This window comes from Niameybacter sp., from assembly GCF_036655075.1.
GTDB lineage: Bacteria > Bacillota > Clostridia > Lachnospirales > Cellulosilyticaceae > Holtiella.
This window is the reverse complement of sequence record NZ_JAVVQU010000008.1, coordinates 25,711-35,910: the sequence shown is the minus strand read 5'-3', so window position 1 is coordinate 35,910 and position 10,200 is coordinate 25,711. Positions and strand designations below refer to the sequence as shown.

Annotated in this window: 8 protein-coding genes and 2 tRNA genes; 2 read left to right on the top strand and 8 right to left on the bottom strand. The window is 36.4% G+C overall.

The window, feature by feature from the left end; translation table 11 throughout:
* Nucleotides 1-334: 334 nt before the first annotated feature.
* The 6 genes from RRY75_RS03835 to RRY75_RS03810 all read right to left on the bottom strand — a co-directional run bounded on the left by RRY75_RS03835 (nt 335) and on the right by RRY75_RS03810 (nt 5,591).
* The gene (locus tag RRY75_RS03835; RefSeq protein ID WP_332494054.1) at nt 335-694 is read right to left on the bottom strand and encodes a hypothetical protein; all 360 of its coding nucleotides are present in this window, start codon (nt 692-694) and stop codon (nt 335-337) included.
* A gap of 136 nt (nt 695-830) precedes the next feature.
* Nucleotides 831-903, bottom strand: a tRNA-Ala gene (locus RRY75_RS03830).
* 20 nt (nt 904-923) lie between these two features.
* Nucleotides 924-994: transfer RNA gene (locus RRY75_RS03825), tRNA-Gly, on the bottom strand.
* 135 nt (nt 995-1,129) lie between these two features.
* Nucleotides 1,130-1,837: a sulfite exporter TauE/SafE family protein gene (locus RRY75_RS03820; RefSeq protein WP_332527615.1), complete on the bottom strand. Its 708-nt coding sequence runs from the start codon at nt 1,835-1,837 to the stop codon at nt 1,130-1,132.
* Nucleotides 1,838-1,891: 54 nt separating this feature from the next.
* The gene (locus RRY75_RS03815) at nt 1,892-4,081 is read right to left on the bottom strand and encodes a HelD family protein (RefSeq protein ID WP_332494057.1); all 2,190 of its coding nucleotides are present in this window, start codon (nt 4,079-4,081) and stop codon (nt 1,892-1,894) included.
* A 172-nt stretch (nt 4,082-4,253) separates the two neighbouring features.
* Complete coding sequence (locus RRY75_RS03810; RefSeq protein WP_332494058.1) at nt 4,254-5,591, bottom strand: dicarboxylate/amino acid:cation symporter; 1,338 nt, start codon at nt 5,589-5,591, stop codon at nt 4,254-4,256.
* 319 nt (nt 5,592-5,910) lie between these two features.
* Between RRY75_RS03810 and RRY75_RS03805 the strand changes: the two genes are divergently transcribed.
* Together RRY75_RS03805 and fucO are read left to right on the top strand one after the other, a co-directional pair.
* Nucleotides 5,911-6,453: a TetR/AcrR family transcriptional regulator C-terminal domain-containing protein gene (locus RRY75_RS03805; protein WP_332527617.1), complete on the top strand. Its 543-nt coding sequence runs from the start codon at nt 5,911-5,913 to the stop codon at nt 6,451-6,453.
* Between the two features lie 144 nt (nt 6,454-6,597).
* Complete coding sequence (gene fucO / locus RRY75_RS03800; RefSeq protein WP_332494061.1) at nt 6,598-7,746, top strand: lactaldehyde reductase; 1,149 nt, start codon at nt 6,598-6,600, stop codon at nt 7,744-7,746.
* A gap of 38 nt (nt 7,747-7,784) precedes the next feature.
* Here fucO and RRY75_RS03795 read toward each other — a convergent pair whose 3' ends face one another.
* Both RRY75_RS03795 and RRY75_RS03790 read right to left on the bottom strand, forming a co-directional pair.
* The gene (locus tag RRY75_RS03795; RefSeq protein WP_332715725.1) at nt 7,785-9,491 is read right to left on the bottom strand and encodes a hypothetical protein; all 1,707 of its coding nucleotides are present in this window, start codon (nt 9,489-9,491) and stop codon (nt 7,785-7,787) included.
* A gap of 191 nt (nt 9,492-9,682) precedes the next feature.
* The gene (locus RRY75_RS03790; protein WP_332527619.1) at nt 9,683-10,192 is read right to left on the bottom strand and encodes a winged helix-turn-helix domain-containing protein; all 510 of its coding nucleotides are present in this window, start codon (nt 10,190-10,192) and stop codon (nt 9,683-9,685) included.
* Nucleotides 10,193-10,200 lie beyond the last annotated feature (8 nt).

Here is a 10,200-nt window from a genome sequence, read left to right as displayed (position 1 = left end):
TTTACTTTTACTTTTACTTTTACTTTTACTTTTACTTTTACTTTTACTTTTACTTAGTATTATAAGTTAACTTTCTTAACATTCCTATCCTCTATATCTTAAGTTTTCCTAAGTTTTACTTCTTCTATCTTCTATCTATTTTATACCTTATCTCTTATTCAAGCAATCTTTTCTTCATCTATTCTTCATATAATGCTTCACCAAAAATATCCAGTTCACACGGATTCTTATCGCCTTTCTTCCTGTCTCAAATTTCCCCTTGCACATCTATATAGAATAGCCAAACTGAACTTCTCCATTCTATCACAAATGCCTAACATCACTATACTTTATGCTAGAATACAAAAGTCAGTCCTAACTTTTGAATAACATAAGGTTCTTCTTCTACTCTTATTAATTTTTCAATAGAGTGTGTGTCTGATCCAAAGTGGAATTTACACCCTATATGCTTTGCTAATGCAAAACATGCCATGAAGTCCTCATCTGAAATACTCTTGAAGAATATTCTATGTTCTTCTTCATTGAACCTGCAAGGGTCAAACGGGTGAGCAATGCCTGTAGCTAAATTGGTTTGAACAACTTCTTTGAAAGTTTGCACTGCATAGTGTGCTATTTCAGAAGGTGTTTGTATCCCCTCCGGAATGGTAAAACCTTTCATATGAAAGTGTGAATGTGGAACAAGAACATAGTCCAAAGTAGCTTAATACCTACTATCTCTTTGGGTGCATCTTCTCGTATTGCTAACTGCCTTTCATAAGGCTGATGCTTATACCAAGCGCAAATAAAAACGCCATCCCCTGATATTCAAGGCATCACGTTTGTACAAGAAATGGAGATGAGGAGGATCGAACTCCCTACCTCTTGAATGCCATTCAAGCGCTCTCCCAAGTGAGCTACATCCCCTTATTATAAAACATAACAAAAGCGGCTGACGGGAATCGAACCCGCGTTCCCAGCTTGGGAAGCTGGTGTTCTACCATTGAACCACAACCGCTTACTTATAGTTTTATTATACTCTGAATTTTCAATTTTACAAGCTTATTTTTCATATTTTTATACTTAAGTTTATACATAAAAAGCTCTAAAAACTTTTGACGGTTTTTAGAGCTTTTAATCCTATAAATCCGCTTTAAAGGATTAAACTAATTCCTGAAATAAGTAAGAGCATATAAGATAACATTAAAAAAGTTTTTTGGCTCATATGCTCATACAACTTCTTACCCACAATGACAGCTACAATCAAGATAGGGACAGATATAAGGGAGAGTACCATAATTTGAGTTGTAATAAATCCACCCATGAACTGTTTCACCAACAAATAGCTATTGAGCACAATCCATACAGGTGCTAAGGTGGCCCTAAACGCTGCTTTTTTAGGAAGCTTCTTAACTGCATAAATAATAAGCAGTGGTCCACCAGATAAAAACATGCCATGCACAATTCCAGAAAGTACAATCACACCGATTAATACCGCATCTGTCACTTCGTATTCTTTTCTAACAAAAATGCCTTTAAGGGCAATCAAAATAATAAAGATGGCGTAGATAATAAGCAATACATCCACAGGAAAAAGCGCATAAATATATTCTCCAATAAATACACCCACTAGCATAATGGCGGTCATCTTTAAAAATTCTTTCCATACAATTTCTTTGTAGGACTCAAATACAATTAAGACACATGCCACTAAGGTGACAATATTCAAAAGTGGTTTAGCAACCTCTATCCCCAAGAGTAAAATCGTAAAGGGCATTGCCAATACCGTACCTGCAAATCCAGTAATGCCTTGAATAATGTTAGTCAAAAGTACAATGATTAAAAATATAAATGTTTTCACACGCTAGACTCCTTCATTCAATAGATGAATCTAGGTTGTGTCAATTTCCATATATTATTCGCTTAAACAAGGACTCATTTCCCCTACATAGTGGAAACTGACTTCATGGAGCGCCCTTGTAGCTGCCACGTATAAAAGTTGTTTATCAAACTCATTACAATACTGACTAGCACTTGCTTGATACACCATCACAGCATCATATTCTAATCCTTTAGCCTCGTAGATAGGCCCTATAATAAGTTTGCCTGTTAGACTTTTGTAGTCCTTAAGGACTTCTTGTAAGTATAGAGACTCTTTTTTATTCTTGCATAAAACAGCAAGTTGCTTATAGCCTTTGGCAATATAATCATCTAATGTCTGACGCATATGTGCCATCAGCTCTGTTTCATCCTTAGCAGCCATCAGCCTAGGTACCTCACCATGTCTTTCAAATGGAATAACCTGTTGGTCACTTCCCCTTAACCTGCCTGAAAATTCACAGATTTCGTAAGTGGAGCGGTAGCTTTTAAGCAAATCAATTTGTAATCCAGATTTAGGTTGAAGGATTTGCATAATCCCATCATAAATGGATGCTTCAATTGGTTTTTCAATAGATTGACAGTAGTCTCCAAGTATAGTGTACTGACAATTTTTAAAGATTGACTTAAATATTTTGTAGTGGATTGGATAATAATCTTGTGCTTCATCAATGAGAATTTGTTTAATAGATGAATATAAGCTTTCTCCTTCTAATTGAAGTTTGAGATATAAGAGTACTGCACCATCTTCATAAGCAATCTGCTTTTGCTCTAAACACTTAGCTGTATGCTTAAGCATTCCTTCAATACCTTCTGGCAAGGCTTCACCCTTTACAAATTGATAGAAGAACTTTGGCTTTTGCATAAGCTTCTCATAGGCTCTTAAGACATTAAGACGGGTAAAGCGTGTGATTTGATTCATGTATCTGTCATACGCTTCTTGTACAAGTCGCTTTGCCTCTACCCTTTCATCTAGCCTATTCTTTTGATCGTTTTCTAATGCCTGTACCATTTCTTTATAGTATTCTTTCTCTAAAGGTTTGATACGCTCGGTCAAAATCTTTTCAATACGTTTTAAACGTTTGATGACAGACATCTTAATGGCGTTATCTAAAAACTGAGTTCTTAGTTCTTGAGCACCCATAATCTTTTCTTGTCTGTAATACACATCTTTGAAGGCAATGCCTTCTTTTTCAATCCATTCTATATATCGGTCTAATATATTCATAAAGCTATAAGATCCTTTAAAGCCAACTGCACTTCTTATTCTTTCTCTATTGGCACTACTCATGATGGCTTCTAATTGACTATGTTTCTTACCCATCTTAATATAGTTTCCAAAGTAAGCTTCAAATAGATCTTCCAGTGTGGCACATTCTACATTTTGTTCCCCAAGTTCTGGCAGTACTTCTGCAATATAGTCTCCAAAGACACTATTTGGAGATAAAATCATAACATCTTTATGGGTTAAACCCTTTTCTCTTTGATTGTAGAGAAGGAAGGCAATACGATGTAGGGCAATAGATGTTTTCCCACTTCCAGCAGCACCTTGTACAATGAGCACATCATTTTTCTCATCACGAATAATACGATTTTGTTCCTTTTGAATGGTCTCTACAATGTTTTGCATTTTTTGAGAAGTGTTTTGCCCTAAAGTCTGTTTAAGCATGTCATCTGTAATAGCAAGGCTTGAGTCAAAGAAGAACTTCAACTCACTTTTTTCAATTTCGTACTGACGCTTAAGAAGCACTTCCCCTTCTATTTCTCCACAAGGTGCTGTGTAGCTTGCTGGACCTACTTCATGATTATAAAAAAGGCCAGCTATAGGTGTACGCCAGTCATAGACTAGCACTTGGTAAGTTTCATCGTTCATGGCATTATGATACCCAATATACACCTTCTCTTCACTTTCATCCTCTTCTTTAAAATCAAAACGTCCAAAGTAAGGTGCTGGTAGCATCTTCTGATAGTTCATGACTTTTTCAAGTTGATGCCTATACTGTGAAGTTTCAATAGCTTCCATATTCACATATTGGCTCATATCGATGGCTTGGTCAAACTCATCAATGGCATGCATACCCTCTTCCCACATTTCTTTACGAATGCCTAAAAGTGTAGCTTTTTGTTTATCTACACCTTCAAGCCCTTTGTGAATCTCTTGTTTTAAAAAATCTATAGTTTGCTTTAAGTAAGCTTTTTCTTGTTCTAAAATCACCGAATCCAACATATTTTATGTGCCTCAACTTCCTCTTCTACTTATCCTAAACCACTATCTTATGCTATTTTTCTTTATTGCACAAGTAGAATTTACAAGTTCCATTTACTTACTTATGTTATCCATTTATTCAAAAATAAGGGCCTTATCCATTACACTGGATAAGGCCCTTACCTACTCTATTTTATTGGTAGTATATAGATTCGTCAAAACTCTCTTCTGACTTAGCTACTACAACTGCCGTTGCTGCATCTCCCACTACATTTAATGCTGTAACAAGCATTTCAACTGGTCTGTTGATGGCAAGAATCAGTGAGTATGCCAATACTGCTGCATCATTTTGGTATCCCATACCTGTCAGTACAGTAAAGAGGATAATCGCCCCTGCCCCAGGCGCTGCTGGTGTACCCACTGATGCAATAAGTGCTAGAAGACCTATTGTAATAATACGTCCTGGTGTTATTTCATAACCTGCACTAGATGCAATAAAGATAGCTGCAATCACTTGCATGATGGCTGTCCCATTCATATTAATGGTCATTCCAAGTGGAAGAATGAAAGAGGCAACTTCTTCTTTTACCCCAAGCTCGTTTACTGTTGTTTGTGTATTCAGCGGAAGTGTAGATGCTGATGAAGAAGTAGAGAATCCAAAGAGTGCCACTTTAGCAATCTTTCTTACAAATGGAATGGGATTTAAGCGTGTTGCAAGAAGGATAAAGAGTGCATACCCTACCACTAAGAAAACAAGAAGTGCAACCGTTACAATCCCTACATAAGCAAGTGCTGGTTTTAAGTGTTCTACACCATAGATGGCAAATGTTCTTGTAATAAGTACAAAGATAGCAGCTGGGCCAAACTTTGTGATTACAAAACTTAAGAATACTGTAATCATTTTATTAAGTTCTTCTAAAAGTTTTTTCAAGAGCACAATTTCGCCTTCTAACTTATGAATAATAAGTCCTGTTACAACAGCTAAGAATACGATACTTAATACTTTTCCGTTTTGAGTGAAGGCACCTGTCACGTTATTAGGCACTGCATCTAAGATCACTAAGAGTGGATTTCTCCCTTCGCTTCCTACTTGAGCACTGATATTACTAATACTCACTTGGAAAACACCCGCTTGATGTGCGATGAATCCTATAACACCTGCAAATCCTAAGGCAAAAATCGAAGTTGCTAAAAATCCCATGACTGTTTTATAAGAAATACGTCCTAGCTTCTTTGTATCGGTAATGCGGCACATTGCAAGTGCAATAGATGTAAAGACCATTGGAATAATAACGAGTTGTAGTGCATTTACAAACAACTGCCCTAATATGTAAAAGATTCCTAAAGCTTCACTATTACTACTGATATCTTGGAATAGAACTAAGTTTAAAGTATTCCATACCCCTTCTTGTCCATTTCCTACTAGGTACTCTCTTAAAAAGATAAAAAGTGTTCCAGCAAGTAGACCACTTCCTAATGCAATCGCCATTTTAATAGCTAAGTTATTCACTTGATTTTTCGATTTTGTCATGATGCCCTCCTGTTAGTTAGTTTGCTAGGACACCAAAAAAAAAGACTCAATACCTCTTTAAGATATTAAGACATAAATACACCGTTCAATGTACGACTCCTTATTAGCCTCTCTGGACTATCTTAAAGGTATCCTATTAATATTGAATTATATAAGAACCCACTCATTATGTCAACAAACTCTCTCTATTTTTACAAATTTATCCTGATTACACATTTATTTCTTTATTTTGGTTTCTAAAGATAGAGGTTTAAAATCCGCTTATAAAATGTTAAAATAAAGTGTAATTTTGTGAAAGGAACAACTTATGGATACTACTATGAAAACAAAATATAAATTTGCTACTGCGATTAAAGCTTTAATGGTTACTCAATCCTTAGATAAAATCACTGTTAAAGACATTGTTGAACATTGTCAGCTGACGAGACAAACCTTTTATCGTCATTTCCAAGATAAATATGATTTAGTTAACTGGTACTTTGAAAAGTTGGTTCAACAATCCTTTAAACAAATGGGTATTCGTTATACGTTAAGAGAAGCCCTTATTGAGAAATTTAACTTCATTATAGATGAAAAGATTTTCTTCTTACAAGCCTTTAACTCTAACGACTATAACTCCCTTATCAATTACGACTATGAATGTATCTATAAATTTTATTCAGATATTATCAAAAGCAAGTTAGATTGTCAGGCCCTGGATACACAAACGGATTTTCTCCTTCAAATGTATTGTAGAGGCTCCATTGCCATGACGATAAACTGGATTAATCAGGATAGAGAACTGTCCCCAGACCAGTTAGCAGACTTACTGATTGAGGCACTTCCAATCAAACTCTCCTTACTTTTGTCTGATATACAATAGTACCCTTTGTATATCCTATTATTCTAGTGACATATGACTGTCTCTGTAACTTTTGTTACACTTGTCCAATTGTGTAACTTGTTTAAATCTTTTTATATTGTTATTATTTTGACATATTCTATATTTAAGGGAGAGATATATAAAATGGCAAATAGAATCGTATTAAATGAAATATCTTATCATGGTAAAGGTGCAATCTGTCACATTTCTGAAGAAGTAACCAAACGAGGCTTCCAAAAAGCTTTCCTTTGCTCTGACCCAGATCTTATCAAATTTGGTGTAACAGGTAAAGTTGTAAAAGTTTTAGAAGATGCAGGCCTTATCTACACAATGTACTCAGACATTAAAGCAAATCCTACTATTGAAAATGTACAAAATGGTGTAGAAGCTTACAAAGCTTCTGGCGCAGATTACATTATCGCTGTAGGTGGCGGGTCTGCTATGGATACAGCAAAAGCCATTGGGATCATCATCAATAACCCTGAGTTTAGTGATGTAAGAAGCCTTGAAGGTGTTGCACCAACTAAAAACCCATGTGTACCAATTATTGCTGTTCCAACAACAGCAGGTACAGCTGCAGAAGTAACAATCAACTACGTTATTACAGATGTAGAGAAAAACAGAAAATTTGTATGTGTAGATACACATGACATTCCAGCAATCGCTGTTGTAGATGCTGATATGATGTCTAGCATGCCTGCTGGCTTAACAGCTGCAACAGGTATGGATGCTTTAACACATGCTATTGAAGGTTATATCACACAAGGCGCATGGGAAATGTCAGACATGTTCCATATTAAAGCCATTGAACTTATTTCAGAATCTTTAAGAGGTGCTGTAGCAAATACAGATGAAGGCCGTGAAGGTATGGCTCTTGGTCAATATATTGCAGGTATGGGCTTCTCTAATGTTGGTCTTGGTATTGTTCACTCTATGGCTCACCCTCTTGGTGCACTCTACGATACACCTCATGGTGTAGCAAATGCGATTATCCTTCCAACAGTTATGGCTTATAACGCTGAAGCTACAGGAGAAAAATACAGAGACATCGCACGTGCTATGGGTGTAGAAAATGTAGATGCTATGGACCAAGCTACATACAGACAAGCTGCTATTGATGCTGTTAAAAAACTTTCAGAAGATGTAGGTATCCCAGCTACACTTACAGATATCGTAAAAGAAGCAGACATCACTTTCTTAGCTGAATCTGCTTACGCTGATGCTTGTAGACCTGGTAATCCAAAAGATACAAGTGTAGAGGATATTATTGCCCTTTACAAAGCTATGCTATAAAAAACAGAAGAGCTGCCAGCGTAGGCAGCTCTTTTATTTTACTCATTTTCAGGTTCATGTTCATTGTACTTAAATACTTTTACAATACGTGCCTTCAAGTGCTCTTCTTCTAGTGGCTCATAAACAATAATACTTATCGTCTCATCTACTAAACTAAACACCATGTGATGGAGTTCATGCTCATCTGGTAAGATTTTAAAGCTTTCATAGTCTTTCTTCTCTAATTCTCCCCAGCTAAGTGCCTTCACATCTTCCATACTATGAAGTTCTAACAAGGCCCTTTCAATGTCTAAGCGCTCATATAGCGTAAAGGTTGTATGTACTGTCTGTAAACATTCTTTCTCAAATTTAAACCCACTATAAATCGCTTGCCACTTTTCTTCTAAAGCCTTTTGTCTCGCTGCTTTTTCACTGTGTATGCGAAGGGCTGTATCATCCTTTTTAGCAAGTACCTTTTGAAGCTCTGGTGTAATGTCCTCTTTTTTTCTGGTGAAAATATCAATATAAGCAATTGCACTACGCATCTCTTCTTTGCTCATCATCAACATACCTTCATAGGTAATAATTTCCGTTTCTTTCATCTTCATTTCTTTGGCTGTACGTAGCTCGGTCATTTCTAGCTGTTGAAGCTGTGCTAGAATATCCTCTTCTTGGGATAAAGATAGTCCATCTTTTTGCTCATCCAGCTTACTTTGTAGATTTTTCTTTTCTGCTATAAGCTTCTCTATACGCCCTTTTGTTTCTTCTTGTTGTTGCTCTTCTCTTTCAATAACTCGCTTTTTAGCACTAATATCACCCTCTATCGCTAAGAGGCTTTGTAAAACTTGTTGGTAGTGTGCTTCATTTTGATATTGCTGTTTCATTAAGTCTTGGTAATTTTGTTCTAGCTTTTGTCTATTTCTAAGCGGTAGGAAACTTGGCAAATCTGATTCATCTATAGCCATTTGTCCACCTTCTTGACAGACGCTAAGGGTTATAAGCTGTGCAAATAATTCGCGTATTAATTTATTTTTTCCAAGTGGCAACTGGAGTGCACCAATACTTTGTTCTAGCCTCATGCGAAGAAGCTGTTGCGCTTGTGGTTGTTCTGTAGGGTAACCTTCTACTTCCTCATTTAGCATACTACTATGTACTTGAATATCACTTTCTGCATCTATATCTATCCGTTCAGCAGCTTGAATGTCAAAGGCTTCCTCTTCTAGGTTCTTCTCTGCTTCTTCCCCTTGTATACCTTCTGTAGATGCTTGTGTTTGTTGGGCTTGAAGTGCCTGTTGGATTTCTTTTTGGAAGTCTCTCATCTCATCTTCATAACACTTTTTAATCAAATCTGCTTTTTGAGAAGGGAGAAGCTCTTCTTTGATCCCATAAAGTTCAGCCGCCTGATCTATCATAAATACTGAAAGAGCATCTGCTGAAGCATCTGCATCTATAATACCTGATTTCAGACTTTGACTTTTCTGCTTTAAAACATTTTTAAGATGTTGCTCTAAGGCCTCTCGGTCTAGCATTTGCCATTGAAGCTTATTTTTTTCTATAAGTTCTTCTGTACTCTGTACTTCCGGTGCTTGGAAAGGTGCCTTTTTCATAAGTCCTGCAACAAGATTAGTTGCTTGAACAAGTTTTTTTGCTACTTTTTGTCCTGTTTGTTTAGATAAGTTGGTCATAGTGAAAGTTTCTAGTAAGGCAATCTGCTCTCTAAGTTCGTCTTCTGAAACTTTCTTGATTCCGTCAAATAGGTTTGGCAAGGTGAACGCTCCTTTTATATTTCTAATTATTCTTTTACTCTCTACTTCAAGATTTTATCACGTTTTAACATTTATTAAAACCTTCTCTTCAAAACACTAAAAGCCTCTTGGCCTGACAAAATCATGGGTAAGGCAAATTCACTTTACCTATACTCATCATTTTGTTTGACCAAGAGGCTCTAGCCGACCATTCATGGAAGATGCACTGGATTGATAAACTTATACCCAACTCCCCATATAGTAAGAATAAATATAGGATGGGTTGGATCTGGCTCAATCTTCTTCCTCAACTTTCTGATATGAGCCATAATGTTGCTATCATCATAAGTATACGCTTCTTTCCATACATTACTGTAAATCTGCTCTTTGGAATAAATTTTCCCTTTATTACTGGCAAGTAAGCATAAAATATCAAATTCTTTAGGCGTGAGCTGAATGAGGTCCTGCCCATAGGACACACTTCTATTGACCTTATCTATCATCAACGCTCCACTTTGAATCTTCTCTTCCATACCCTCATGTAGCGTGTCTTGCTCATCTCTACTTAAAATCAATGAGCCGTACTCCATTTCTTTGAGTCCCTTTAGTCCTTCTAATAGTTCTTGAAGCGCTTCATTATCGTTTCTTTTACCTGCAAGTTGCTCATAAATCCATGTACATAGCTCTGCTTCCATCCCAATTACCAATGCTTTTTTACTCATTTTAGTCC

Excerpts from the sequence above, each read along its gene's own strand:
- RRY75_RS03815 (WP_332494057.1), bottom strand. The coding sequence starts at position 4,081 with ATGTTGGATTCGGTGATTTTAGAACAAGAAAAAGCTTACTTAAAGCAA.
- RRY75_RS03810 (WP_332494058.1), bottom strand. The coding sequence starts at position 5,591 with ATGACAAAATCGAAAAATCAAGTGAATAACTTAGCTATTAAAATGGCG.
- RRY75_RS03805 (WP_332527617.1), top strand. The coding sequence starts at position 5,911 with ATGAAAACAAAATATAAATTTGCTACTGCGATTAAAGCTTTAATGGTT.
- fucO (WP_332494061.1), top strand. The coding sequence starts at position 6,598 with ATGGCAAATAGAATCGTATTAAATGAAATATCTTATCATGGTAAAGGT.
- RRY75_RS03790 (WP_332527619.1), bottom strand. The coding sequence starts at position 10,192 with ATGAGTAAAAAAGCATTGGTAATTGGGATGGAAGCAGAGCTATGTACA.